24 protein-coding genes, 1 pseudogene and 2 riboswitches are annotated in these 25436 nt (G+C 38.1%); of the genes and pseudogenes, 8 read left to right on the top strand and 17 right to left on the bottom strand.

Features of this window, described 5'->3' with window-relative positions; translation table 11 throughout:
- Positions 1 to 7 precede the first annotated feature (7 nt).
- The 8 genes from CEQ83_RS05590 to CEQ83_RS05555 are packed head-to-tail and all read right to left on the bottom strand — an operon-like array spanning position 8 to position 7623.
- Positions 8 to 793: a glycosyltransferase family 2 protein gene (locus CEQ83_RS05590; RefSeq protein ID WP_155017066.1), complete on the bottom strand. Its 786-nt coding sequence runs from the start codon at positions 791 to 793 to the stop codon at positions 8 to 10.
- The gene (locus CEQ83_RS05585; protein WP_049163277.1) at positions 790 to 1992 is read right to left on the bottom strand and encodes an O-antigen ligase family protein; all 1203 of its coding nucleotides are present in this window, start codon (positions 1990 to 1992) and stop codon (positions 790 to 792) included. Before CEQ83_RS05585 ends, CEQ83_RS05590 begins: the two co-directional genes overlap by 4 nt.
- Positions 1985 to 3430 (bottom strand): oligosaccharide flippase family protein, encoded by a 1446-nt coding sequence (locus CEQ83_RS05580; protein WP_155017065.1) that lies wholly within the window; start codon positions 3428 to 3430, stop codon positions 1985 to 1987. Before CEQ83_RS05580 ends, CEQ83_RS05585 begins: the two co-directional genes overlap by 8 nt.
- 9 nt (positions 3431 to 3439) lie before the next feature.
- Positions 3440 to 4390, bottom strand: a complete 951-nt coding sequence (locus CEQ83_RS05575; protein WP_155017064.1) for an NAD-dependent epimerase/dehydratase family protein — start codon at positions 4388 to 4390, stop codon at positions 3440 to 3442.
- 12 nt (positions 4391 to 4402) lie between these two features.
- Positions 4403 to 5041, bottom strand: a complete 639-nt coding sequence (locus CEQ83_RS05570; RefSeq protein WP_155017063.1) for a sugar transferase — start codon at positions 5039 to 5041, stop codon at positions 4403 to 4405.
- Positions 5042 to 5072: 31 nt separating this feature from the next.
- On the bottom strand, positions 5073 to 5705 hold the full coding sequence (locus CEQ83_RS05565) for a CpsD/CapB family tyrosine-protein kinase (RefSeq protein ID WP_155017062.1): 633 nt from the start codon (positions 5703 to 5705) through the stop codon (positions 5073 to 5075).
- Positions 5695 to 6429 (bottom strand): YveK family protein, encoded by a 735-nt coding sequence (locus CEQ83_RS05560; RefSeq protein WP_155017061.1) that lies wholly within the window; start codon positions 6427 to 6429, stop codon positions 5695 to 5697. The genes CEQ83_RS05565 and CEQ83_RS05560 overlap by 11 nt, the downstream gene beginning before the upstream one ends.
- Before the next feature lie 33 nt (positions 6430 to 6462).
- On the bottom strand, positions 6463 to 7623 hold the full coding sequence (locus CEQ83_RS05555; protein ID WP_194273200.1) for an acyltransferase family protein: 1161 nt from the start codon (positions 7621 to 7623) through the stop codon (positions 6463 to 6465).
- Positions 7624 to 7937: 314 nt separating this feature from the next.
- On the opposite strand from CEQ83_RS05555, the gene CEQ83_RS05550 reads away from it, so the two are divergent.
- Positions 7938 to 8273, top strand: a complete 336-nt coding sequence (locus CEQ83_RS05550) for a helix-turn-helix domain-containing protein (RefSeq protein ID WP_060746517.1) — start codon at positions 7938 to 7940, stop codon at positions 8271 to 8273.
- 111 nt (positions 8274 to 8384) lie between these two features.
- Positions 8385 to 8471: riboswitch (cyclic di-GMP riboswitch) on the top strand.
- 20 nt (positions 8472 to 8491) lie between these two features.
- Entirely contained in the window at positions 8492 to 8614 is a 123-nt protein-coding gene (locus CEQ83_RS05545; protein ID WP_155017059.1) for an anti-repressor SinI family protein, read from the top strand.
- 46 nt (positions 8615 to 8660) lie between these two features.
- Here CEQ83_RS05545 and CEQ83_RS05540 read toward each other — a convergent pair whose 3' ends face one another.
- A complete protein-coding gene (locus CEQ83_RS05540) occupies positions 8661 to 9134 on the bottom strand; it encodes an SMI1/KNR4 family protein (protein ID WP_133177278.1) in 474 nt (157 codons plus the stop codon).
- On the bottom strand, positions 9100 to 9891 hold the full coding sequence (locus tag CEQ83_RS05535; protein ID WP_155017058.1) for a histidinol-phosphatase HisJ family protein: 792 nt from the start codon (positions 9889 to 9891) through the stop codon (positions 9100 to 9102). The genes CEQ83_RS05540 and CEQ83_RS05535 overlap by 35 nt, the downstream gene beginning before the upstream one ends.
- A gap of 228 nt (positions 9892 to 10119) precedes the next feature.
- On the opposite strand from CEQ83_RS05535, the gene CEQ83_RS05530 reads away from it, so the two are divergent.
- Positions 10120 to 10677: an HPP family protein gene (locus CEQ83_RS05530; RefSeq protein WP_049163258.1), complete on the top strand. Its 558-nt coding sequence runs from the start codon at positions 10120 to 10122 to the stop codon at positions 10675 to 10677.
- A gap of 105 nt (positions 10678 to 10782) precedes the next feature.
- Here CEQ83_RS05530 and CEQ83_RS05525 read toward each other — a convergent pair whose 3' ends face one another.
- Both CEQ83_RS05525 and CEQ83_RS05520 read right to left on the bottom strand, forming a co-directional pair.
- A complete protein-coding gene (locus CEQ83_RS05525) occupies positions 10783 to 12249 on the bottom strand; it encodes a zinc ribbon domain-containing protein (RefSeq protein WP_228123030.1) in 1467 nt (488 codons plus the stop codon).
- Between the two features lie 54 nt (positions 12250 to 12303).
- Positions 12304 to 13209, bottom strand: a complete 906-nt coding sequence (locus tag CEQ83_RS05520) for a zinc ribbon domain-containing protein (RefSeq protein WP_116741476.1) — start codon at positions 13207 to 13209, stop codon at positions 12304 to 12306.
- A gap of 377 nt (positions 13210 to 13586) precedes the next feature.
- On the opposite strand from CEQ83_RS05520, the gene CEQ83_RS05515 reads away from it, so the two are divergent.
- From CEQ83_RS05515 to pcp, 3 genes are read left to right on the top strand one after another with little or no spacing between them, the layout of a single operon-like run.
- Positions 13587 to 14291 carry a DUF969 domain-containing protein gene (locus CEQ83_RS05515; protein WP_057238947.1) on the top strand — a complete coding sequence of 235 codons (705 nt, stop codon included), beginning with the start codon at positions 13587 to 13589 and terminating at the stop codon, positions 14289 to 14291.
- The gene (locus tag CEQ83_RS05510; RefSeq protein ID WP_155017056.1) at positions 14292 to 15257 is read left to right on the top strand and encodes a DUF979 domain-containing protein; all 966 of its coding nucleotides are present in this window, start codon (positions 14292 to 14294) and stop codon (positions 15255 to 15257) included. It begins immediately after the preceding gene.
- Positions 15258 to 15271: 14 nt separating this feature from the next.
- Positions 15272 to 15913, top strand: coding sequence for a pyroglutamyl-peptidase I (pcp, locus tag CEQ83_RS05505; RefSeq protein WP_155017055.1), 642 nt, complete (start codon positions 15272 to 15274; stop codon positions 15911 to 15913).
- Positions 15914 to 16039: 126 nt separating this feature from the next.
- On the opposite strand, the gene CEQ83_RS05500 is transcribed toward pcp, so the two are convergent.
- From CEQ83_RS05500 to CEQ83_RS27720, 4 genes and pseudogenes are all read right to left on the bottom strand, one after another.
- Positions 16040 to 16240, bottom strand: a complete 201-nt coding sequence (locus CEQ83_RS05500; RefSeq protein WP_155017054.1) for a YjfB family protein — start codon at positions 16238 to 16240, stop codon at positions 16040 to 16042.
- Positions 16241 to 16257: 17 nt separating this feature from the next.
- Complete coding sequence (locus CEQ83_RS05495; RefSeq protein WP_155017053.1) at positions 16258 to 16497, bottom strand: hypothetical protein; 240 nt, start codon at positions 16495 to 16497, stop codon at positions 16258 to 16260.
- A 518-nt stretch (positions 16498 to 17015) separates the two neighbouring features.
- A pseudogene (locus tag CEQ83_RS05490) lies at positions 17016 to 17129 on the bottom strand (flagellin); the annotation flags it as partial.
- Between the two features lie 342 nt (positions 17130 to 17471).
- The gene (locus tag CEQ83_RS27720; RefSeq protein WP_155017052.1) at positions 17472 to 18794 is read right to left on the bottom strand and encodes a flagellin N-terminal helical domain-containing protein; all 1323 of its coding nucleotides are present in this window, start codon (positions 18792 to 18794) and stop codon (positions 17472 to 17474) included.
- 473 nt (positions 18795 to 19267) lie between these two features.
- Here CEQ83_RS27720 and CEQ83_RS05480 point away from each other — a divergent pair, with 473 nt between their 5' ends.
- Positions 19268 to 21124: a heparinase II/III family protein gene (locus CEQ83_RS05480; RefSeq protein ID WP_155017051.1), complete on the top strand. Its 1857-nt coding sequence runs from the start codon at positions 19268 to 19270 to the stop codon at positions 21122 to 21124.
- A 67-nt stretch (positions 21125 to 21191) separates the two neighbouring features.
- Here CEQ83_RS05480 and CEQ83_RS05475 read toward each other — a convergent pair whose 3' ends face one another.
- On the bottom strand, positions 21192 to 23516 hold the full coding sequence (locus tag CEQ83_RS05475) for a pre-peptidase C-terminal domain-containing protein (RefSeq protein ID WP_155017050.1): 2325 nt from the start codon (positions 23514 to 23516) through the stop codon (positions 21192 to 21194).
- A 305-nt stretch (positions 23517 to 23821) separates the two neighbouring features.
- Positions 23822 to 23907: riboswitch (cyclic di-GMP riboswitch) on the top strand.
- Positions 23908 to 23930: 23 nt separating this feature from the next.
- Here CEQ83_RS05475 and CEQ83_RS05470 point away from each other — a divergent pair.
- Positions 23931 to 25433, top strand: coding sequence for a glycosyltransferase family 2 protein (locus tag CEQ83_RS05470; RefSeq protein ID WP_098333722.1), 1503 nt, complete (start codon positions 23931 to 23933; stop codon positions 25431 to 25433).
- The last annotated feature ends 3 nt before the right edge of the window (positions 25434 to 25436 follow it).

Genomic DNA, 25436 nt, shown 5'->3' with positions numbered 1-25436 from the left:
ACATCCTTTACGATTTTGAGAGGTTTTTACTTTTAGCGTACGCATTCACGCTGTACTGCACAAAATAAGTGGCGCTTTTCCATAGCGGCAGCCGCTCTTGTCTACGAAGAAGTTTCCAATACCTCGTCGCTGCTTTCAGCTTGTTGCTAGAAACCGAGTGAGATACAAGACGGTAATAAGCAAGTGACTCTTGAAGGCCGTATGCTGTATAGCCTTTTCTCAGCAGTGACAGCCACAGCGCCGTGTCTTCTGGCTGAATGTTTGGCATTAAAATCCCGGAAATTTGTTTTTTATCAAGCATGACTGTCAAACAGCCGATAATGGTGTTACCCGCGAGCGTCTTGTAATCAATACTTTTTGGAACGTTTACTTCAACACCCGTTTTTTCACCTTTTTCATTGATAATGCTATAGCCCGTATAGGAAAAAGCACAGTTTTTTTCAAGCATAAAAGCCACTTGTTTTGCAAGTTTTCCCCTATGCCATAGATCATCACTGTCTAAAAAAGCAAGGAATCGTCCGCTTGCTGCGCTTATACCTTCGTTGCGTGCCGCTGCGGCTCCTGAATTTTTTGTAAGCTGAAGCAGCTGAATGCGTTGATCTTTTCTACTGAATTTCTTTACTACTTCAGCCGTTTCATCTGTCGAACAGTCGTCAATCACAAGCAGCTCCCAGTTGAGGTACGTTTGCTGCTGAACGGATTTAATAGTTGATGAAATAAAGGCTGCGCAGTTATAGGCAGGTGTAACAATTGAAACGAGGGGCTGATCCGGTTGAGATTTGAAGTTATTCATTTTGCACTCTCCTCACTTTGATGATTTCGTAAATAGCCTGACAGCAGCGCTAAGTATAAAAAGAACAGCTCATTTACAATTAACGAAAGCGACATCATTTGAAGCAAAAAACCAATAAACGTTAAAAATAAGTAAGGTTCTTGTTTATGAATTTTTTGTTTTAAAAGCTGAAGCAACACAAGAAGTAAAAAGCTAAAATATAGGCAAAAGCCAATCATACCCGTCTCTGATAAAATTTCTAAAAACGTGTTATGAACGTACAGCGCTTCGCCGTAGTAGAACAAGTTGTACTCTGAAAAGTTAAAAGCACCGATTCCGGCAAACGGATGCGATGAAAAAAACTCGAATGCCCGGCTCCACAGCGAAAACCTTCCGCTTCCTCCGTCATGTAAAAAGTCATCGGCTCGTTCGGTTAAAATGGTGAACACGTTAAAATTCGTCATGAAATGAGCTATAAGAGCAAGTACACCAAATAAAAACACAAACGAAAGAGCTGTTTTAAGACTGTTAAGCGAACGAGTAATGAGCAAATACAGAATCAACACGGCGACCATAGCAATTAATCCGCCTCGGGAAAACGTTAATACGCTTGCTAATGTGCTAAGCAAAAGTCCGACTTTATTTTTAGTACTATCGCTGTTGGTTAAAAAGTAAGTAAAAAACAGCGTATTATAAAATACGTAAATATTAGGATCGTCCAGTACGCCAATCAAACGCGGATAGCTGCGGTCAATCATTACGCCCCATTTAATAATTTCTACTTCGGAGGCAAATTGAAAATGAACGGCTTGAAGACCCGCAATGTAGAGCAGTAAACTCACGCCGTTAAAAAGAATGCCCGCTCCGGTTAACGCACGTTTGATACTGCCGCTATGAAACTCTGCTATCACATATTTCATTAAAAAGTAGCAGGCAAGGATAAGCAAAACGCCTAGCATAATACGAAGACTCGCTTCTGGGTACAGAGAAAACGCTCCGGTCATACAGTAAAAAAGATAAAATAAAAGCAGCAGCACTTCATACGCCTGGAGCTTATAGACATAAAAAGAAGCAAAGCTCAGCAGCAGAAGCGCAAATAAAAAAATCATGTACGGCTTTAATGAAAAGCCAATATTGACGTTATATTTACTTAATGTAACAAGAACAAAAAGGCAAAACAAAACGGTCGGTTTTCGGTTCTGCACGTATACACTATCCATTTTGTGCCTCCTTTCTGTTCTCTACGTTTAGTGGTTTGTTTTTTTGCAGGTATCCTAACGCTTGATTTCGAATCTCTTTATCTAGCAGCGTTAACAAAAACACAAGCAGCATATTTACACACAGCGCAATAAACGGATGCTGTGAAAATAGCAGCGTGGTAAATACAATCGTACTGCCAAATAAACAAACAAAAATCGGAAAGGTTTTACGCATGATGATCAGTCTTTCCGGATTACATAACCAGCAGCCAATAAATAAAATTCCTTCAATTAAAAGCGCAGCATACACGGCTCCTATCACAGAATAAGCAGAGCTTAAAAAATAGTAAAAAGCAATTCCCGATACAACAGCAACCAGCTGAACGCCCGTTCTTCTTCCTTGAAGTCCTTTTGTTGTTAAGCCGTCTGCTAGTGCTACGCTTAAGCCTTGGAAAATCAGCATCAGCGACAGCCACTTTAATGCATCTCCTGCTGCAGCCCATTTGTCTCCAAACAATAATGACACGGCAAGATCAGATAAATGATAAAAAGGAAGCGCTGTTAGCATCCCTACTAAACTCATAAGCTTCACTTGAAGAATGTTTAATTCTAAATGTTTGTCAGTCTGATGATGATTATAGTGGCGAAATAATACTGGATAAAAAGCACCCGCCACAATTCCCGGAACTTGATACAGTGCCGATGGAATACGATAGGCAACGGCAAACACGCCGACGGCTGCAAGTGGAATCGTATTTTCTAATACGATTGGACCAAGCTGCGGCAGCAGCATAATCAGCAGTCCGCTTACAATAAATGAGCCGATATTTTTTAAAAGCCCGCGTTGAATTCGCTTTTTCAAATTAAACGATACTCTTTTCCCAACCATCCACAGACTGTACACCCCTGCTAAAAGATAGGAAAAGCCAAACAAAAACGAAATAAAAAATGGGCTTGTATGCATCAGCATTCCAACCGTCAGCAGAACCACCAGCAACAGAGCTGAGTAGATCCGAATGGCTCCTAAATGGTGCATTTGTTCAGTAAGCTGAAAATACGTAATCCCGATGCTTTGCATCGCAAGGCCTGTTACCATCGGCACAATCAAGTAGTACATCATTTTTACAAGTGATGCTTCGTGATAAAACAAGGAAATTACTATATATGCCCCTGCAAACGTCGCAAATAAAAGCAAAATTCTCATTTTCACATACGATGACAAAAGGTGATCCACGTCCGCCTGCTTTTTAGATCCTTCGCGAAGCACGGTGTTACTTAAACCAACGTCCGTAAAGTAGCCTAATATCATCGCAAAAGCTAACGCTACGCTGAACCTTCCGTAACTAGCTGCGCTTAAATACTGTGCCAGAACGATAAGCGCAGCTGCATTTAACAAACGTGATACAACCGTACTAATAAATAAGTGAACAATGTTTTTCCAAATGGAATTTTTCTTCATACAGCCCTCTTACTCCACTGTTTTAGCAAATCGCTGAGCTAGCGTTTCATGATAGTAGTCATACGTTTTCGCTAATCCTTTTTCAAGCGTAAAAGCAGGCGACCACTTTAATAATTTGATGCTTTCTTTATTGCACAGCCTGCTGTCTGCAATATCACCTTCACGCACGCTGTGGTAAACAGGTGTTAAGTGACTGCCGGATATACTTTTCATCGTGAAAAAAAGTTCGTTAATGCTGATGCTGCTATTATTGGAAATATTAAACGTGCCGCACCCTTCATACTGAATAGCTTGTAAGCACGCCTGGCTCACGTCTTCTACGTAAATAAAATCTCTTGTTTGACGGCCGCTTCCGTAAATAATCGGCTGCTGGTTGGTAACAAATCGGTCAAAAAAGATCGAGATTACGCCGCCTTCACCCTGTGAATTTTGCCGCGGGCCATACACGTTGCTATAGCGGAGAATGACGTAGTCAATATCATACAGCTGTTTAGCAAGCTTTAAATATTCTTCAGACGTAAACTTTGACAGTCCGTACGGTGAAGCTGGACTGGTTGGGTGAGCAAGTGAAATTGGAGTAACGTTCGTGTTTCCGTACACGGCTGCTGATGAAGCAAAAATGATTTTTTCGGTTCCATGCTTTTTGCATGCATTAATAATGTTGATTGTTCCTTGAATATTGACGTTGGCATCATGATGAAAATTAGTAACGGAATGAGCCACGCTTACTTGAGCCGCTTGGTGAACAACATAATGAGGTTTAAACTCGGCAAATACTTTATCTAATTCTTCACTCACAATATCTCCGTAGTGAAAAGAAATTCCTCGATTGTCTAAGTTTGCTATTTTCCCAGTTGAGAGATTGTCAAAGACCTTTACTTCAAATCCGTTTTGATAAAGAAGCTCTGCCATATGTGATCCAATAAAACCGCATCCGCCTGTAACTAATACTCTTTTCATGTTATCCCTCTCCTATCTTGATCCGTCTCCTGTTACGATGACTCTTAGCGTTTTTATCATAATCTTCACGTCAAACCGTATATTCGTATGTTGAATGTAGTAAAGATCAAGCTCCAGCTTTTCTGCTGGCGTTAACTCATATCCTCCGTTAATTTGTGCCCAGCCTGTCAGGCCCGGCTTAACAGCAAGTCGCTGACTAAACGAAGGCAGTGTTTTTTGGAATTCTTCTATAAATACGGCTCTTTCAGGTCGTGGCCCAACAATCGACATATCGCCTTTTAACACATTCCACAGCTGAGGCAGCTCATCAATTCGCGTTTGGCGAATCAGCTTTCCTACTTTGGTGACCCGGCTGTCATTTTTAACGGCCCACTGCGCTCCGTTTTTTTCAGCGTCACTGTACATTGAACGCAGCTTCATGATGGTAAACGGTCTGCCGCTTTTACCTAAACGCTCTTGAAGAAAGAAAGGTGAACCCGGTGTTTCAATCATCACAATGAGCGCAAACAACAAAATAACAGGCAGCAAAACCACAAGAGCCATAAACGAAAGGACAATATCAACCATGCGTTTACACAGCGAGTAAAAAAGCGTAAATTCCTTTTGTAGCACATCGGAATCACTAGTCGTTTTCGAGACAATTTGATTCATCGTTTCACTTCCTTCTATATAAAGTGATGAGCTAGTGAGCTGGACTCCAAATGACGCCTAGCACATGAATACGCGCTTTTTCCAGCATATTTTTCGTTTTGACAACGGCATCTGCTTTTGTTTTGCGTTCTTCTACAACAAGCATGGTCGCATCACATTTTGCTGCAAGAATATGAGAATCGGTCTCTTCTAAAAACTGAGGCGTTTCAAAAAGAATCAAATCGTATTCTTCTTTCCATCTTTTTATGAGCTCATCAAAATACTTGGAAACAAGTAGTGTGGATGCGTTTCGAAAGTGAGATCCGGCCGGAAGCACGTCCAGTCCTTTGTATGACGTTTGTTTAATCGGTAAATGACGGCTTTGCCTGTTTACTAACACATCCGTTAACCCTTCTGAACTACCAAGGTCAAAGAGCTGATGAAGAGAAGGACAATGCACGTTTCCGTCAATAAGAAGAACGTTTTTCCCTTGTTCGGCAAATGAAATACCTAGCTTTGCCGTTATAAGAGGCTTTTTGTCATTCAATTCCGCTGATGTGATTGTCAGGCATTTGACTTCACTATTCAGCAGCACCTCAATATTTTTTCGAATCATATTTGTTTGGTTGATGGTTTTGGCATCTTGATACAGTGAAAATGGATACTTTTTTTGTTTAAAACTCAAGGTTCTCCCTCCTTGCCTTTTCCTGATCACTGCCTTGCTTTTGGTTTCGCTTCATTTTTCGAGGCTCAAGCTCGATATGTCCAATAATCGGAAGTCCGATAAGTTCTTGAATATCTTGTTCATTTCGTACTGTGCTATCAAGATATTCTTTTAGCATCGCTCCCACTACTCCTACCAACAAACTGACCAATATAGTAATGGCTGCAACCGGCAGCGGCTTTGGAAATACCTTAAGGCTCTGCGACGGCTCGGTTAATACTTGAATGTTGCTTCCTTTCATTAACTTCATCGCTTGATCTTTTGAAAGAAGAGCTACTTTATTTGCGATTTCACTTACTGTTTTCGAACTCTCGTTTCTTACGGTAATCGTGACAAATTGAGAGTTTTCGTTATGATCAATCGTAATTTGTTCACTCAGCTTTTTATTAGAAACAGTTAACTTTAATTCGTCTTTTACACCGTTTATGATTATTGGACTTTTAATAAAATCGATATACGAAGAAATTAATTGAGTATTCAGCTGCGTAATATTAGCAATTTCATCTACATTCTTAGATGTTGCTTGATTAACAAGCACTTGAGTAGATGCTTGATACGTAGGTTTTAGTAGATAGAAACAGATAGTTGTGATGCTCATACTCGTAATTACCATGACTAAAAGCATCGTAAGCCATCTTCTTTTTAAAATTCGAAAAAAATCCTTTAGCTGAATTTTATCCTGCATCGTAAACTCACCTCCATACGCTTTATCTCTCTGTTACTTACGACTCACTGCTCTACCGAAAACAACTTTGTTTCTTGTGAGGAATTTCCCTAATCTGCTGGAAGGCTTTTCAACAAAATGATACGTGACGGAAGCCATCACCAGTGATAAAAGGAAACAAATGCTTAAAATGCTCCAGTACGGCAAAAGCCCGTGTAACAGATACATCAACGAAAACAGCACAATGAGATGAGTTAAATATAAGCTGTACGAAATCTTACCTAGAAACGACAGCACTCCTGTGCGTAAAACCTTTGACGCTGCCGGTGATGCTAAAGCAATAATAATGAACATACAGCTCCCTAGCATCACTGCCAAATTGCGGCATAAAAAGTTATTGGTGATCGCGTAATTTCCCATAATGCCTTCAGATAAATAACAGGTAAATGCAATCAGAACGATAAGCACCTTTTTAAATGTGCTAATTTTCAGATAAAGTTGAATAAAAAAATCTCGATATTTCGCCGTAACTGCACCCGCGGCGAATAAAAGCAAATAATGATAAGAGAGCAAGAAGTTCGTAGGTTCTAAGTTTGATTGATTAAGCAATAATAGCGCTGATGATGAAACAAACACGAAAAACAATAGCACCACGATTTTTTTTGCATCCATTCGCAGCAAAAGAATCATTAACAGAGGAAAAATAATTGAAATTCTCATTTCATGAACAAGCGACCAAATAACATTGTTGTAAGCGTCTGTGTTAAATGTGCCAATTAAAAAGAAGTGCTGAAGAAGTAAACTTGGCGATTCGTTTGTGATCCATGAGTTATTAAACCAGTGGCTTAACTGTGAGATCCCGCCTTGACTAAATAAGATTTTGCATAAAATAGCTACACACACCGCAAACAAGTAAGGAAGATAAATTCGGCAAATTCTTCTTACCAGATAGTTCTCATACCGAAAAGAAGAACGGCCATAAAACGGCAGTGCTAAAACAAATCCGCTTAAGACAAAAAACAAAACCACTGATTCATTTCCACTGCTGAACAATAGCCGCAGCGGGCTTTCTTTTACCATGGACAGTAAAAAAGAAGAATCACCGTCATACCTATACTCACTGAAGCTTGGATAAATCATGAGATAATGATTTATCACAACAAAAAGAGCTGCTAACCCTCTTAACGCATCAAGTTCTACATATCTTTTTTCCATGTAATCTCCTATCCAAAATGTAATAAATGATGTCATCCCTTCATCGCACAGCGCTCATCTTAAATAGTGCTAGCATACTATATAAAATGTTCACTATAACGAATAAAAAGGTGATTAATCGACAAATATTCTTAATAAAGAACAATTTGTAAGTGAAGTATAGCATAATATACCTGCCCCAAAAATAGGTATTTACACTCATTTTATTCTTTATAAAGAACAAAATATTATTAATTTTATATTTTAATCTACACAATATGTACGTTTATGCGTTATAATGAACAAAAAATCCATAAGCAGAGGATGAACTGAATGTGATAGGGAAAAAGATTAAGAATTTGCGACTAAAAAAAGGCTATTCTATTACACGCTTAGCTGAAGAAGCTAATATTTCAAAATCATATTTATCTCATTTAGAAAAAGGGTTAAACAATAATCCTTCCCTTCAAATGCTTGATAAAATCGCGTCTTCTCTTCATACAACGATTGATGACTTAATCGAAGGAGACATCAGTTGTCCAGCTCTCACTTCAAAACCAGTCCTCAATCTAGAATGGCTGCATTTAATTGAACGAGCCATTCAAGACGGCATGACCAAAGAAGAATTTATTGAATTTCAGTATTATTTAAAGTTCCGAAAAACAAACTGATAGATCCATTCATGAACGTTTAATTTTTTTGTTATAATCGACCTATTTCGACATCTTTTACAAATATTATCTTGTAAAATAACTGTATACTAAGAATACTATTACAAATTATCCAGATAAGGGCAAAACTATTGAAAAATAGTGACGCAAAGCTTCAGGTCTAAGGCCGCTTTCGGCTATGATAGCTGGGTTCCCTGGCAAAGGGTGGATGAATCGTAATGAAGAAAGAACATGTATTATCAATCGATCAAGAGTGGGTAAATCTTATGGAATCAGCCCGCAAGCTGGGTCTGACCACCGAAGAAGTCCGGAGATTTTTATCAGAGCTTAAGCAGAACTAAATTAAAAAAGCACGCTCTGATCAGAGCGTGCTTTTTGCAGTTATTATTATTCTTCTAACATTTTCTCATAAAAATGAGCGTCCTTATCAAGCTGTTCGAAAAACACTTGAAGAGAGTCTGATATCCTTGTATCCATAAAGTACACTGGCGAAGCAGCCTCTGTGCTCCACCTTACTTCAAAATACAATCCTTCTACGACTTCAAAGAAAATAAAGCCTTCTCTTTCATCATACATATCTAAATCAGGATCATGCTCATAAAAGTCTTCACGTAAATGCAAGTCTACTGCGCTTTCTGGATCTATAATTCGTTGAAAAGCAGTTGTTTCATTCCTATTTGCAAAGCCATATCCTATTTCTACATAAAATTGACGGAGCTCTGCTGGAAATTTCGTTCCTAATCTTTGCTCTGCAAACTCTATCTCTTTTACTTTCAAGGGAAGAAATTTATGCTTTTCATTATGAAGAAAGTGAAATACGCTCATATTAAATACGAATTCCTTTTGGCTTACGTTGATCAAACGTATAAATCTCCGTAAATCCACACTGTTTCGCCATTTCAATCGCTTCTTTCATATGTGCTCCTACGGTTTCTACAAAATGTGAATCCGATCCAATCGTTAAAATTTCTCCGCCTAAATCACGGTACAAGCTCACAACTTCAAGTGCCGGCAGCGCTTCGCCCAGTTTCCCTCTTATACCTGAAGTATTAATTTCAATTCCGATATTGCGATCAATTGCTTTTTTCAAAATATCCGCAAGAATATCTTTGAATTGATGAAAGTCATATATGCCGTATTGCTCAAACGCATAGCGCTTCATTAAATCTAAATGAGCCAAGACATCAATATCGGCTTCGCTTACTAGCTTATACATTTCGTTAAAATAAGCGCGGTAAATCGCTTCTTTGTCATTCAGCTCCAAGTGTTTACGAAGCTTGATGTTATTAATGTTATGAACTGATCCTAAAATAAAATCAAAGTTCTCCTGCTGCATAGTTTTTTGATACTTCTCTTTTAGATAGTGCGGCTCACAAATTTCAATTCCTTTTTTAATCACTAGCTGGTCTTGGAATTGATCTCTGCATTCCGCTAGTTCTCGTTCATATTTATCGAAATCCATATGACCGTACGTTGGCGCTAATGGATTTAATGAAAAGTGCTCGGTAAAACAAATTTCGTTTATGCCGTTTTTTACAGCTTGTTCGCACACTTCTTTCATGACTGCCTGTGAGTCAAATGAATTGTTCGTGTGATGATGGTAGTCTACTAGATACATAATTTAGTCACCTCTAGATCTATTATACATTTCTCTTGCCCTCACTGCACATAGAGACCCTTTTCCCTTCTATCACGCCTTTTTTGGTTCATAAAAAGAATTCCCACTAAAAAAAGTCGTTTTTCCTCTTTCAGTAATCCTTCTTTTCTTATAAACTAACTTATTATAGCAGATGTTCTGACATACAACTTGACATATAACTTTTACACAAAAGAAAGGAAATAAGAAATGGAATTTGAAAAAAGTTTTTCTCAAAGCAAAAGCCCCTTTCTGTCTTACTTAAGCTCTTATACGAAAAAGATGAAAGGAGAATTAAAAGAAGAACCGAAAATCAATTATAGAGATGCAGTCGTTTCTTCTATCGGAGGATTAATTGCGATTATCATCAGCAGCGCGATTGCACTAGCGCTTGGTTATCCAATGGCTCTTGCTCCGATTGGCGCAACCTGCGTACTTGTCTTCGGTGCTCATAAAGGGCCTTTATCACAGCCGCGCCACGTGCTTGGAGGGCACTTACTAGCAACGGTTTCTGCACTTATTATCTGGAGTTTATTTCATCGAAGTCTTATCACCATAGCGATTGTCCTTGCGTTTGTTCTTATTTTAATGATTCTTACCAAAACCGTTCATCCTCCTGCTGCGGCTAGCGCGATTGTTGCCATTAATACTCAAGCAGGCTGGGGATATTTAGGTATTATTATGATTTGTGCATGTGTAGTTGTATTGATTTCTACCGTGTATAACAATTTATTTCAAGATCGGCAGTATCCCAGGTATTGGGTTTGATATTGGGACTTATACATAAAAAAGACGTCTTTTATGAGAAGACGTCTTTTTTACGTATTGTTACCTACTAAGTTGTTTGCTTTTTCAAAGTCTATTTATCAGCTTTTACTTTACTTCCGTTGAACTAATAAGCTGATAAACTCCCAAACTTCCATCAGATAATTCTTTTACTTTATGAATGCTGTTGAATTTTTTGTATTTAACAGACCCGTCTCCGTACGAAATATCATACTCTTCTGTTGTATATACTTTATACATAGAGTCATCTAGTTTTGTTACTCTATTTACATTAAAGCTTAATAAATCTTCTGTTATGCCTTTTTTGATTAAGTAAGCTGTATAATCTTTTTGTTCCTTGTATTTTGGTCCGTTAGTATCGATATAAGGCGCTGCAATAGAGAAGTCTCCACTGTTAATTGAGGAAATTGTAGCGTACATATATTGTTCGATAAAACTAGAAACTTCACTAGTAGATACTCCAGAATTGACTTCCGAACCTTTGTCCGTCGTCTCTTGATTCTTAGAAGGAACTGATGCTTTTGCCGTAGCTTCTGTCGTATTTTCTTTATCGAAATTAAGCGCAACATCTTCCATGCCTTTTTTAATTGATACTTCTTCCGTTTTCTTTACTCCGCGTTTTGCATATAGTTTTACTGACCCATCCATTGGCAGCGGACCTAAATAATCAATATCGTTAATTTTCGTTTTTGTGTCTTTACCATTAACGAACAGCGTCGCGTCATCATAATCTGAAGAGATGTATACTGCATGATCTGACCAGTCAAACTCCACGTTCACATCTTCTCCGTTGGTGGCTTCAACCTCTTGTTCGTTTTCAACTTTTCCATAATCATTTTGCACTTCACCTTTTACTGTATGCGTACCAGGTAAAAATGGACCAATCTTTTTAGAAGAGTCACTGCTTACCGTTCCAGCTTTTTGACCGTCAATATATACTACTGTCGCATCTTCTGTAGACTGAGCTTTTGCATATACAGGGTTTATTTGTACCGTGTAATGATCAAAGATTCCCCATTTATTTCCATCTTGTTCTAACTTAGCGTATGAAGAGTGATCTTCGCTTGGAACTCCTGCTTCAAGCGCTCTGCTATCTGCCGCTAACCCTTCAGAGATTGATTTCATTACATCCGGATTTTCGTGCAAATATGTAATAAATGATTTTGTTTGCTCATCGTTGGCTTCTAATTGAATTTGACCATCATTTACATATTTTTTTACTCTATCAACGTCATTGCCCTTTACTGAAGCAATAAATTTTTCTGACACGGCTTTAGGCGCCATGATTGTTTTATCTATTCCGTAATAAGCGCCGCCAAGTACAGCAGCTGCTGCTATAACTGAAATGGCTATAACCTTTGTTTTTTTATTTGAAGGCTTTACTGATTCGCGTCTCTCCTCTGCTGAAGATGATGCCGATTCTGCGTAACGCTGTGATGCCGCTACTTCACTAGAAGCCGCTTTCCTTTCGACGGGATGTCCACACTCTGGACAAAATTGATGCTCATTTGTTAACTGATGTCCACACTCTTTACAATATCCCAACTTACACACTCCTTTTTATAGTGTTATGAAAAAGCATCGCTGTGCACGATGCTTTCTGTCGACTTAAAATAAATCATTTAATTCACTGCTGTTTCCCATTCTTGTAATAATGTTTTTGGCTTCTTCTCCTAAACCATTCGCAATAAACGTCAGCACAATCGTAATGACTACATATACAATAAGAGTGCTATAGATACGATCAAGCCCATTTGTTCCGCTTTGCTTAAAGCTAGCAATGGTAAATGGAACTACAAGGAAAATGCTCAGCAAACCAAAATTCATAAAATAAGAGAAGTATTCAACGTGAAGAAATGCAAGCACAAGCCCAATTAAAAGAAGAGCTGTTGGAATAATTAAAAACGTGCCAAAGCGTGAGAAAAATTCTTTAAAAGAAACGTCTACCTTTCCAAACTTTGCTACAACATATGTTGCTCCAATAATAATTGCAAGTCCAATAAAAATGAAGATACCTTGTTTAAAGACAAAATCGGTAAAATTGAAGTGAATGATACTGTTGATATCTGTGGCTTTTATCAAATCAGCGCCTGTATTAAAATCCTCCATGTCGGATGGAGCCAGCTCTTCACTGATAATAGGAAGCTTGAACATGCTTCGAACAAATTGAATCAACAATAGCTTCCAGCCTACATACAGCATAATAGGTATACTAAGAGCATAAAGAATGACTGTGATAAGAGCATTAACGAATTGGCTTTCGCCTGCTGCTTGTGCTGTAGCTGTTGGATTTTTAATTCCTTCTGCAAAATAACTAAAAAATGATTTTGACACTTTTTTCGCCTGACGAACACGCTGATTAGGTTGTTGAGGCGCATACGCTGGTTGCGGCTGAGGCTGATATTCAGATGCAGCTGCCGCCTGGCTTACAGCTGCCTCTTCTTGCAATTTATGACCGCACTTCACGCAAAACTTTCCGCCCTCATTAAAATGGCCGCAATTTGAACAATTCAAATACTCCTTCCCCCTTCAATAAATTGTTTAAAATATAGTCATATAGATTTATTTTGTTGAAATCTATATAATTCTATATTCATACCTTTTAGCATTATACACCATTTTTGGTATTTTAGGAGAAATGTTTTCAACGGATCAACTAAAAAAATTACTACCTAAACTCCCTAGCAGAATTCTTTCTTTTACTTCTTAGTCCATGGACATTATATAAATCTTCCTTCTATAATTTTGTTTCACCAATAAAACTATTTTATGCCTTAAGCATCTTGTTTTAATTTTCAGAATTGTTTATACTCGAAACATCTTTGTTTTTCTAGGAAAACAAAGGAGGTGAATTTGCAGCACGGTCTATACATACTCAAGGGGGATTTTTTATGTTGAAATTAATTGGGGTTTTGCTAGTGGCAGTGGGATTTCTATTTCGTTTAAATACACTGCTTGTTGTGACTGTTGCAGGCATCGTGACGGGCCTTGTATCAGGTTTATCATTGCATGAAGTAATTACGATGTTCGGTCAGTTCTTTGTCGATAACCGCTATATGTCTATGGCTATTTTACTTACTCTTCCTATCTTTGGCGTATTAGAAAAATACGGGTTAAAGGAACAAGCGGAAGTCCTGATCAAAAAAGCGAAAAACGCTTCTTCTGGAAATGTTTTACTTATATATCTTTTTATCCGTGAAATCTCAGCCGCAGTCGGCTTAAATATCGGAGGACATGCTCAATCCGTGCGTCCATTAGTGGCACCTATGTCTGAAGGCGCAGCCCGTGCAAAATACGGAGAGCTTCCGCCTAAAGTCAAAGAAGATATCCGCGCTCACGCAGCGGCAGCTGAAAATACGGGCTGGTTTTTCGGAGAAGATATCTTTATCGCAACAGGTGGAATTCTTTTAATGAAAGGATTTTTTGACTCTGTAGGGATTCACGTTGACGTCTGGGATATGGCGCTTTGGGGTATTCCAACAGCCATCGCAGCGCTGCTGATCAGCGCCATTCGTTTCCGTCAGTTAGACCGACGTATTCACAGAAAAATGACAAAGCACAAACCAACATCATCTTCAAAGACGGAGGCGAGTTAAATGAAAAGCATCCTAACGCTTGATACGATTTACTACTTACTCGGTATTATTGTTGCTTTTATCGCGATTCGAATCGCACGCGATCACAACCATCCTAACCGTTTAGGATCTTCTCTATTTTGGGCGTTGTTTTCTATTACGTTTTTATTTGGCAACGTGATTCCACCTTTTTATATAGGGTGTTTAGTCATTATCATGGTACTGCTTGCTTCATTTAATCGCGTCACTAAATCCAATGAAGCCGAAACGCCTGCTGAAGAACGAGTGGCTCACGCGCAGCGATTAAAAAACAAAATCTTTTTACCGGCTTTATTTATTCCTATTTTTACGATTATCGGCACTCTTCTTTTTGGCAAAATTAAATTTGGAAACTGGGCTTTAATTGACCCAGAAAAAGTCACGTTAATTTCACTGGCAATCGCAGCCGTCATTGCCTTTATCGCTTCAATGAGCGTTACTAAAGCTAAAATGGATGTACCTGTTAAAGAAGGAAGCCGCTTGCTTCAAGCTGTCGGCTGGGCGGTTATTTTACCGCAAATGCTCGCAGCGCTTGGCGGTATTTTTTCAAAATCCGGCGTTGGAACAGTTGTTTCAGATATTGTGAGTGACGTGCTTCCAACTAACTATGCGTTTGTTGCTGTGCTTGCTTATTGTCTAGGAATGCTGCTGTTTACAATTGTAATGGGAAATGCCTTTGCGGCGTTTGCCGTTATTACTGGAGGTATTGGACTGCCGTTAATTGTACACATGCACGGAGGAAATCCAGCCATTATGGCAGCGCTCGGCATGTTTGCTGGCTACTGCGGCACGCTTCTCACGCCAATGGCAGCCAACTTTAACATCGTACCTGCCATGCTGCTTGAATTAAAAGACAAAAACGCCGTAATTAAAGCTCAAGTGCCGATTGCTTTATCCGTTTTTGTTGTAAATACGCTATTAATGTACTACCTTGTATACCATTTTTAAAGGAGATTGATAGAATGACAACTGTATTACTAACTGGCTTTGAACCATTTGAAGGTGAAAGTATTAACCCGTCTTTAGAAGCCGTAAAAGCTCTAGACGGTGTAGCTGTTGAAAACTATCACATTATTGCTAAACCTCTTCCTACTGTGTTTGGTGAATCAATCGCAAAGCTTCATACCTATATAGAAGAAATCAGCCCTGCTATCGTCATTTGCGTTGGACAAGCAGGCGGCCGAGAAGGGATTACCTTAGAACGCGTTGCAATTAACGTAGACGACGCGCGAATTCCTGACAACATCGGCCAGCAGCCTATCGACCGCCCTATTATCCAAAACGGCCCCGCCGCATACTTTTCGACACTGCCCATCAAAGCAGCTGTCGAAAACTTGCGCCAAGCAGGCATTCCAAGCAGCATTTCTCAAACCGCTGGAACGTTTGTATGTAACCACGTATTTTACGGACTCATGAACATGATTCAAAACTGCTGTATTAAAGGAGGGTTTGTTCATATTCCTTATCTTCCTGAACAGGCTGTAAATCATCCTGGGAAAGCTAGTATGTCACTGGATTTAATTGTAGAGGGATTGCTGAGTGTGGTGAAGACGACGATTTTAGTTGAGGAGGATGTTGTGGTTTCGGGTGGGACTACGCATTAAAAATAATATTTAAACGATACCATTATATTATAAAAAAATGACCTTACTCTAATTGGTAAGGTCATTTTGCATAGTAAGACATTATATTCGATGCCCTTATATTTCATTTATCTAGCAGTAATGAAACTATAATTTCAAATCAATATTTCCGCCTAGATGCGGTTGTGCGGCCTGTTGAAGTGCTTTTACATTGGAAGTGCTGATTAATTCCTTAACAGCTTCTCCTTGCTGTTCGGCGTTTCCCATTGCTATTTTCATGACTGATAGAGAAGCTTGCTGTTGGACTTTTCCTTGGCTTAGTGACATTGACATGAGTGCGATATCCATAAAAAACCACCTTTCTTCTAATGAACAACAGAGGATAGCTGTTTTTCTAGCAAATGAACTTCACTTTTCAGTTCTTTCAACTGATCATTCATCTGATGAATTTCTAGGGGAGTAAGTTCATGGCTAAAAGCATATTCTGCTATCCTTTTCATTTCATAAAGCTTCATTTCTATCTCTTCTAAAATATAATCTTGTTCTTTGCACCACTCAAGCTGTTGTTCAAGAAACTTCTTACGTTCTAGCTCACCTTTTTCCATCGGTTCCTCCAACCAGACTGTTTTAAAATGAGAATGTTTGTAATTCCTCTCCTCTAAAAATTAATATAATGCCCTAATTAATTTACTTGTCTCAAATAGATAAAAAGAGACCCTAGAAAACCTAGAGCCTCTTTTATATTTAAAATTAACGAAGAAGTTGTAACACTCCTTGTGGTTGTTGATTCGCTTGCTTTGCGACTGTACCTTTCAGTTACAGAATAGACTATATCTTCATCCATGTTTTTTCATGGAGCTGGGCACTTCGAACAGTTTTCACTGCCCTACGAGATTCATAATCATAGTTTTCACCTTAGACCGTATTCTCTAGTCGTTGAACCTTCTCCAGAGTTTCCTCACAGGAGCTTGGCTGCTGATTATCCATTATGTTATCTTCATCATTTTCAAACCGTTACGCTTACCGTTTGCAGTTACGTTGTGGTTGATAAAACTTTAGGAAGTCCCAGCAATTCACCCAGTTATACTCTAGCTCGTTACCAAGCTAGACGCCCTTTAATCAATTACCTCAAGAGTTGTAGAACTCCTTGAGGCATCTGGTTAGATTGAGCCAACATTGCTTGTGATGCTTGAGAAAGAATTGAATTCTTTGTTTGTTCCATCATTTCTTTCGCCATCGTGCGAACATTTATTTTCATAAATGACTAGACTATATCTTCACCCTCTTATATCAGTAGGGGCCGGGCACTTCGGATTCACAATACTGATGGTTATTGTTTCACCTATGGATTTCATCATCATAGCATTTGCCTTAGATGGTCTATCCTAGTCGTTGAACCTTCTCCACTTTTTCAAGACAGGAGCTTGGCTGCTGATTGCCCAATCTTTTCTTTTTTCGCGCCATCACGCTTGTCATTTCTAACTACGTTGTGGCAAGAAAAGGTCTAAGGGGTTTCCAGCAATTCACCCAATAATAATCACTAGCCGTTACCAGCTAGGACGACTGTGCTTGTAACTGCTTATGCAGCTAAAGCATAATCTACGTCACGGATACGAGATTCCGCAGCAGTGATGTTTTCAGAAGATGTGTTTAAATTGTTAATTGTGTGATCTAGACGATTTTGATATGCCCCAAGTTTAGAACGCTCACCTGATACATTTTCAATTGCTTTACTTATCTTAGTGATCGCTGCTTCCGCACCTTTTTGTGTTGTCAAATCGATATTATTAAGACTTAAACTATTAGTGTCTATTTTGTTGATATCGACTTTCATGGTTTGGTTTGCATTAGCACCAATGTGCATTGTTAAAGCGTTGTTAGTAGTTGTAATAGTTGAAGTTTCACCACCCCCAATTAATGCTGAATCAACAGTCATGTTTAGTTCAAAGCTACCTGCCTTAAACTCATTATCAGTGATTTTTAAGCCCGCACCACTACTGAATTCAGTGTTACCTGAAGTTCCTTCGATAGCAAGGTCACCAGCGCTCGCATACGTTGCGTTTAAATTGAAGTCCATAGAACCTTCTTTAGCTACACCTGTTGCTACCCCCCCAATTGTGAACTTAGTAGCTGTTCCATCAGGAGTTGTACCTGTTAATGAGCCACCCGCTGTTGTATCAAATCCCGCTGCACTAGCTACTTCTACCCCATCGCTATTCTTTAATGAGACATCGAACGTATCTGCTACGCCTGTAGATTTCAACTCTAATGTATAGTCTCCAAGTTCTAAACCTACTACATTAGTAGAAGTTAATGTGAAATCAGACGATGCATCTAAGCCAGTTGTGTTTGTTTTTACATCAGCACCTACAGTAGCTGCATTTGTTGCTGTTGCTGTGTACGTATCAGCTTTAAGATTTCCATCAACGACTTTAGCTCCCCCAAGGCTTAAGTTATCATCAGATATAACTGCGTTGTTACCAACACTACCATTTAATAATTTCTTTTGATTGAACTCAGTTGTATTAGAAATACGGTCAACTTCATCTTTAAGCTGAGAAACTTCTTTCTGAATCTCTTTACGATCAGAGTCAGTAGCAGTGTCATTTGAAGATTGAACTGATAGTTCACGCATACGCTGTAAAATATCGTGCGTTTCGTTTAGAGCACCCTCAGCAGTTTGAATTAGTGAGATACCATCTTGAGCATTCTGTCCAGCTTGGTCTAATCCACGAATTTGCCCACGCATTTTTTCGGATATAGCAAGCCCTGCAGCATCATCAGCGGCACTATTAATACGCAGCCCCGAAGACAACTTCTCCATTGATTTACTTTGTGCATTGTTTGCATTGTTAAACTGACGATACGTGTTCAACGCTGCAATATTGTGATTAATTCTCATTTTCCTTTACCTCCATATAATTAGTTTTACTTCTTGGTTACATCCTTGTATTTAAGAAGTTTCCTGCTTAATTTATAGTTAAGCAGGATCTGACAGTAATCAAACATATACCTCTAGGAAATATGTTCATACTATATATCGACAGAGCTACTAAGTTGTTTATATTATGAATTCATTTTCATTTAATTTTTTCTATTTACTAGCCAAACATTTAAACACCGTTAACTTTTTTTAGAAATTATGTACATTGCTGAACAAATTTTAAAATTCGTTCAATCCATTAATCACTCTTTGGTTAATTAAAATTGAATAAAAAGGAAAATAAAAGTTACTTTTATACTAATTATAAGGTACTATATTAATTATGTTGTAACTTTTTATAAACAGGAGATTTTGCTGTAAAAATTAGAAATAACCCTATGAATCACTGTTATTTTATTTAGTCTATTAACTATAATTAAAAGGAGTATTATATGAAAAGAAATTGGAAAAGTTTTGTGATAACATGTTCTGTTGCTTCCTCATTACTTGTATCTATGTCAGCTTCAGTGAGCCCTGCTTATGCAGCGGCAAACGCTAAAAGTTCATCTGTCCAGGTAGCGGCTGCAAAAAAAATTAGTATCTTTAAGCGGGTTAGTTCCAACTCTCAAACTGTCGGTATAGCAGATAAACTAATGAGGGACGAACTTTACGTTAACACTATTTGGCCTACGTATAAATTCAATGGTAAGCTAACATGGAAAGAAAACCCTTATAAAGATGACAGCTGGTCTTTTTATTTCCAAAGCTTAGATATGGTAGGTTATTTGACAAATGCCTACGAGCAAACTCATTCTCAAAAATATTTAGAAAAAGCTAAGTGGTACATAGAAAGCTGGATGAATGCTAATCCATCTCCTACAAAACAAGCAAGCCGCTTTGCTTGGAAAGATCACAGTACAGCAAACAGAGTCGTGACCATGATTCAATTTTGGGAACAATACAAGAATTCAGCTATTTATGATAAAGATTTTGAAAACAAATTAATTGAAATGTTAGAAAAACACGGTGATTTTTTAATGGATGATAAAAATTACTCTGCCGGGAGTAATCATGGAATTTTCCAAGATCGTTCTTTAATTGAATTAGCACTAATCTTTCCAGATATGTCTCACAGTGAGCAATGGTATAAAAAAGGAATGGGTCGTTTAATTACACATGTAGAAGGTGACGTTACAAAAAGCGGTGTTCATAAAGAGCACAGTCCTTCTTATCACCTGCTTGTTCTTAACTTATTTAAAAGCATCAATGGCTTTATCAAACAATTTAACGTGAACGAGCCTAAGCTAAAAGATGGCATTTCAAAAATGGAGGATTATCTAGCTTTTATTGGTAACCAATCTGGTGACTTACCGATGTTAGGTGATTCACAGCCTGAAAGCCTTTATTCCTTAAATCCTAAATCTATAACAAGTCAAAAGCTTTTATATGTTGTCACAAAAGGAAAACAAGGAAAAAAACCTGGTCAAGAAATGGTATACGCAGACGGTGGTACGGCTGTTTTTAAAAATGATTTGAATAATGAAAGACCTTTATACCTTTTATTCACATCTGCCTTCCACTCCACTACTCATAAACATGGGGATGATTTGTCCTTTATCTTAAACTATGGAAAAACTGACTTTTTTGTAGACTCAGGGAAATATAATTATAGTTACACAGATCCTTACAGAGAATACTTTAAAGGTACCTTAGCTCATAATACCGTAACCGTAGATAAAAAATCCTTTCCTATAACGAAGGATCAAGTCAACAAATCTAAAATTAGTTCTTCTGAAATAAATAAAACGTACAGTTATGTAACTGGTAGCCATGAGCTCTATAAAGGAGTAAAAGTAAGCAGAACGCTTGTTTATCTAAAAAACACAAACAGCATTCTTGTGCGTGATGTAATGGAATCAAACAAAAATCATACATACACGGATATATTTAATATCGGAAAAGACGTAGATGTAAAAAAATCTGCAAGCAGAGTGTTTACTCTTACCAGCAAACTTGATCAACAGCAAATTGAACTAATTCAGCTTACAAAAATGAGCACCATCAAAAATTATAAAGGTTCTGCTTCTCCTATTGCTGGATGGCAATCATTAGAATTTAATAAAAAAATGCCAATTACTCAGCTTCAGTTTACGAATAGCAATCAAAAAAATGCTGAATATAAGTTCATTATTAACACTAATACTACCAATGGGGTTCAAAATTATACCGTTAAGAGTACTCCTTCAGCTGACATTTATACGATTGTTTTAAAAAACGGAAAGCGAACGAACGTACAAGTTAAAAAATAATCAAGCTTTTTTACTAAACTTAAACAAAAAAAAGCGAAATGCCGAAGCATTTCGCTTTTTTGCTTAGTTATCTTTCAGCACTATAGCTAACCGCTGTTCGTATGCTTTCACTCATACCTGGATTGGTGATTGTCACGTATACTTTTCCCGCTTTTGAGCCAAGCTGCTTAATTGATAATACTGTTGATGATCCCTCTGATTGCTTGCTTGCAAAGAGCGTTCCTTTTGAACTCGCATTATATACTTTGATAACATCACCTTTAGCAATTTTACTTACAGTTACACTATCTGCTTTTCCTTTATTGTTAATGACTTTCACTTGTGATGATTGCAACGCATTGGATTGTTCCCCAGCGAATGACACCGTTGTGCGTGCGCTTTCCGTCATACCTGAACGTGTAATGCTCACATACACTTTCCCTGCCTTTTGACCAACTTGCTTCGTTGTAAGCGTAAGCGATGTTCCTGTTGATGTTTTAGATGCAAGAACTGTTCCTTTTGAGCTTAAACTATATACTTTGATCATGTCACCTTTAGTAATTCCACTCACTGCAATCACATCATCTTTTCCTTTATTGTTCGTTACTTTCACTTGTGATGACTGTAATGAATTAGACTGCTCCCCTGAGAATGAGGTCGCTACGCGATCACTTTCACCCATTCCTGGGCTCATAACTGTTACATACACTTTTCCTGCTTTTTGACCGATTTGCTTCGCTGTAAGCGTAACTGATGTTCCTATTGATGTTTTAGATGCAAGAACCGTTCCTTTTGAGTTCTCATTGTACACTCTAACGACATCACCTTTGGCAATGCCCGAAACTGCAATTACGTCATCTTTTCCTTTATTGTTTGTGACTTTAATTTGAGATGATTTTAAAGCAGAGGATTTCATAGATGTAATAAATTGATAAGACTTATGTTCTGCATTGCCATAATAATCTTTAATAACAACAAAGTAAGTTCCTTTTTTCAACCAGGTTTGAACTGAGGCATTTCCTGAAACTAATTCGTCATTATTTGTTACAAGCTCTTTATATACATACCCACCACTGTTTTGAATTTTAGCTTGCCAGCTTGCCCCCTCTTGCTGTTTCATTGCTAATGTCACATTTCCATCGTTGGGTACTACTACTTTATAAACATCAGTATCCCCGTCAGAACTGATTGTACCTTTGTATACCTGGTTAAGACTAATAGAATTAGCTGTAGTTAAGCTATTGTTAAATTCTTTTTCATAGTTATTACTTGATGAAAATGATGTTTTTATTTCATAGGGTTCATCTGTTGCATAGCTATAACGTTCTACCGTAATATAGTATGACCCTTTTGGCAAACCTACTTGCATAGTTTCGTATCCTTCAATAAGTTCGCTATCATCTGTAACAAAACTATCAAACTCTTGAGATTTTGAATTTAAAATACTAACTTGCCACTTCAATCCAGCTTTTTGTTTCAAAGAAACAGTAACATTTCCGTTGCTAGGAATATCAACTTTATAGACATCTTTATCATCGTCGTTATTTAATGTTCCTTTATAACTTTGATTTAGCTTCATTGAATTGGCCGTTGTCAAGCTGTTATTAAATTCTTTTTCATAGTTATCACTTTTTTCAAAACCTGCTTTTATCTCATAAGGTTCATCTACTCCGTAGCTATAATATTCTACTGTAATATAGTACAACCCTTTCGGTAAACCTACTTGCCTTGTTTCATAACCATCAATCAATTCGCTATCATCTGTAGTCAAATCTTCGATAACTTTGCCACTGCTAGTTTGAATAGCTGCCTGCCAACGGACCCCCGGTTGTTGTTTCATAGATAAAGTAATGTTTCCGTCACTAGGAACTGTTATTTTATAGACATCTACATCCTCACTGTCGCTTAAATTTCCTTTATATGTTTGGTTTACGTTCATTATGTTTGCAGTAGCTAAGCTATTATTAAACTCTTTTTCATAATTATTGCTTGATGCAAAGCCAACTTTAAATTCATAGCGTTCGTCATAAGATGAATAGTCATATGAACTAATTTCTATGTAGTATGTTCCTTTTGGAAGTCCTACTTCTGCTGAAGCATTACCTTCAATTAACTCACTATCATCTGTTTGGAATGATTGAAATACCTGCCCCTTGCTGTTCAAAATCTTTGCTTCCCAAGTAACTCCATCCCTTTGCTTGACTGACAACGTCACATTTCCGTCGCTCGGCAAAGAAAATTTATAAAAATCATCTTCGTTTTTCCCTTGTTGTAATTTACCATTATAAGCTTTATTTAATTCTACTTGTACAGCATTTGAAATCGCAGCATGTGTGAAAATTGGTTTTACTCCAAAAAAACCAAAACTCACGATAACTAATAGCAAAATTGTTTTTCGTATGGATAAAATCATACTATTCCTCCTTTTATTATTAAATACCTATTAATATTACAATATTTATATAAATATGGATATAAAAACCTATATTTTTACCATTTTATTTTTTTGTAAACTGACAACCAAAATTCTTATCAACTTAATACGATAATTTATTAACATTTTCACTCAACCTATAAACCACCATCGAAATTTGTCGAATCTTTTTTAGGGTAATTAAACCTATTTTTATGGTAAAATCTAAAAAAAGATATTCGTTATATAGTATTATTTTAGACATTTCGTTCTTTAAAGAAAACAAAAGTAGTGAACTTAACTTGTTCAGTTAAAGGCAAACCAGTCGAAAGGCTGGGACGCAAAACCTCAGGTCTAAGGTCTTTAGGACTAGGATAGCTGGGTTTCCTGATATATCAGGGGGTAAAGGAAAACATGAACAATCAGCGTGTCGTTACTGGAAGTATTGGAGCTTCGTATATGAGGCCGCGCATTGTGGCATTCATTCCGGCGCACAATGAAGAAAAATCAATTCGCGACTGCTTGGCGGGTTTAGGCGATCAGCTTCTTCCGAATAATGTGGAGCTCGATGTATTTGTGATTGCAGATAACTGTACGGACCGCACAAAAGAAAAAGCGGAGCTGGCCGGAGATGAATTTGATTTAAATGTAAAAGTACTTGTCACTGAGGGCAATAAACAACGAAAAGTCGGCGCGTTAAATACGGCTTGGAAAAAGATATATGGAGATACACTGGATTTATATAATACGACGCTGACGAAATATCAGCAGCTGTATAAAGAGTCAATTAAAGCGATTTTAGGGATGGATGCAGACAGCCGCTTGGCTCCAAAAGCACTCATTAATTTATGGGAAGATTTAATGACGTCGCGAAACATCGGCGGCGTGATGGCAAAATATACGATGAGAATGCCTAAAAAGAAAAGCTCGCTTTCAAAAGATGATGTGCACTACGAGGAAAAGCTTGCAAGCGGCGAGTACGGCGGACCGATAGCCCGGTGGTGGACACATCAGCAAAAGCAGGATATGGCGAGCTGGCTGTTGGATCTTCAGTATCACGGAGGAAGCACATATGTACTTGGCGGTCAGGCTACGCTGTTTCGTCCTGAAGCGCTTCAAAATATAGTGGAAGAAAATAAGCTTGACGGTCCTTGGCAAAATGACAGCGACGTTGAAGATATGCTTCTGACGTGGCAGCTGCAAAAATCCAACTGGAAAACGTTAATCAGTCCAGGCGCTCGCTGCTTTGTGGATTCGATGAGAAGCTATCATACGTACCGTGAACAGCGTAATAAATGGAAGTCGGGAACCGTTGATTTACTAACAAACGGAAACTTGGACGTCAGAACCAAGCATAAAGGAAAGCTGTGGCGTTCACAGATCAAAACGCTGTGTGATTTACTTATTCGCCTGCTGTTTATTGTATTGTTATCGGCTGCGCTTGCGACCGATCAATTTTACTGGTCGTGGCTTTGGATCATTCCAATTGCTTTAGCTTCTGTCTTAAATATTATGCTCGCTGTCAAAACTCCGATGCACAGGCCGATTGATGTGATACTGGCCGGTCTTTTGATTAGTCCGGAGATTTATCTGTGGGTGAATTTAATTACGTTTGGTCAAGTGTGGCTCGAGAGGCTTGCCGCTAATAAAAAAGACGGCTGGGCGAATCAATACAACGCGGAAAACGGGAAAACGCGCAGTAAATTAGGGCAAGGTATTTTAACGGGCTTTGCATTTACAGGAATGATTGTTGTACTATGCATTTATTTCCGTGATTATTTAACGAGCCCTTCTGTTCAGCAAGCCATTTATCCGTACTTAATGAACGGCTGGATCTTACTGACGTATTTGACAATCTATCAGTCTCTTTATATGTTTTACCAAATTTGGACGCTTCGAAAACCTATTCAAGCGTAAAAA

Source organism: Priestia megaterium, assembly GCF_009497655.1.
Lineage (GTDB): Bacteria > Bacillota > Bacilli > Bacillales > Bacillaceae_H > Priestia > Priestia zanthoxyli.
This window is presented reverse-complemented; position numbering and strand designations above follow the sequence as displayed.

Excerpts from the sequence above, each read along its gene's own strand:
- CEQ83_RS05560 (WP_155017061.1), bottom strand. The coding sequence starts at position 6,429 with ATGCAGGATAAAATTCAGCTAAAGGATTTTTTTCGAATTTTAAAAAGA.
- CEQ83_RS05515 (WP_057238947.1), top strand. The coding sequence starts at position 13,587 with ATGTTGAAATTAATTGGGGTTTTGCTAGTGGCAGTGGGATTTCTATTT.
- CEQ83_RS05555 (WP_194273200.1), bottom strand. The coding sequence starts at position 7,623 with ATGGAAAAAAGATATGTAGAACTTGATGCGTTAAGAGGGTTAGCAGCT.
- CEQ83_RS05495 (WP_155017053.1), bottom strand. The coding sequence starts at position 16,497 with ATGGAAAAAGGTGAGCTAGAACGTAAGAAGTTTCTTGAACAACAGCTT.
- CEQ83_RS05575 (WP_155017064.1), bottom strand. The coding sequence starts at position 4,390 with ATGAAAAGAGTATTAGTTACAGGCGGATGCGGTTTTATTGGATCACAT.
- CEQ83_RS05530 (WP_049163258.1), top strand. The coding sequence starts at position 10,120 with ATGGAATTTGAAAAAAGTTTTTCTCAAAGCAAAAGCCCCTTTCTGTCT.
- CEQ83_RS27720 (WP_155017052.1), bottom strand. The coding sequence starts at position 18,794 with ATGAGAATTAATCACAATATTGCAGCGTTGAACACGTATCGTCAGTTT.
- CEQ83_RS05470 (WP_098333722.1), top strand. The coding sequence starts at position 23,931 with ATGAACAATCAGCGTGTCGTTACTGGAAGTATTGGAGCTTCGTATATG.
- CEQ83_RS05580 (WP_155017065.1), bottom strand. The coding sequence starts at position 3,430 with ATGAAGAAAAATTCCATTTGGAAAAACATTGTTCACTTATTTATTAGT.
- CEQ83_RS05590 (WP_155017066.1), bottom strand. The coding sequence starts at position 793 with ATGAATAACTTCAAATCTCAACCGGATCAGCCCCTCGTTTCAATTGTT.
- CEQ83_RS05545 (WP_155017059.1), top strand. The coding sequence starts at position 8,492 with ATGAAGAAAGAACATGTATTATCAATCGATCAAGAGTGGGTAAATCTT.
- CEQ83_RS05535 (WP_155017058.1), bottom strand. The coding sequence starts at position 9,891 with ATGTATCTAGTAGACTACCATCATCACACGAACAATTCATTTGACTCA.
- CEQ83_RS05475 (WP_155017050.1), bottom strand. The coding sequence starts at position 23,516 with ATGATTTTATCCATACGAAAAACAATTTTGCTATTAGTTATCGTGAGT.
- CEQ83_RS05510 (WP_155017056.1), top strand. The coding sequence starts at position 14,292 with ATGAAAAGCATCCTAACGCTTGATACGATTTACTACTTACTCGGTATT.
- CEQ83_RS05500 (WP_155017054.1), bottom strand. The coding sequence starts at position 16,240 with ATGGATATCGCACTCATGTCAATGTCACTAAGCCAAGGAAAAGTCCAA.
- CEQ83_RS05570 (WP_155017063.1), bottom strand. The coding sequence starts at position 5,041 with ATGAATCAAATTGTCTCGAAAACGACTAGTGATTCCGATGTGCTACAA.
- pcp (WP_155017055.1), top strand. The coding sequence starts at position 15,272 with ATGACAACTGTATTACTAACTGGCTTTGAACCATTTGAAGGTGAAAGT.
- CEQ83_RS05480 (WP_155017051.1), top strand. The coding sequence starts at position 19,268 with ATGAAAAGAAATTGGAAAAGTTTTGTGATAACATGTTCTGTTGCTTCC.
- CEQ83_RS05585 (WP_049163277.1), bottom strand. The coding sequence starts at position 1,992 with ATGGATAGTGTATACGTGCAGAACCGAAAACCGACCGTTTTGTTTTGC.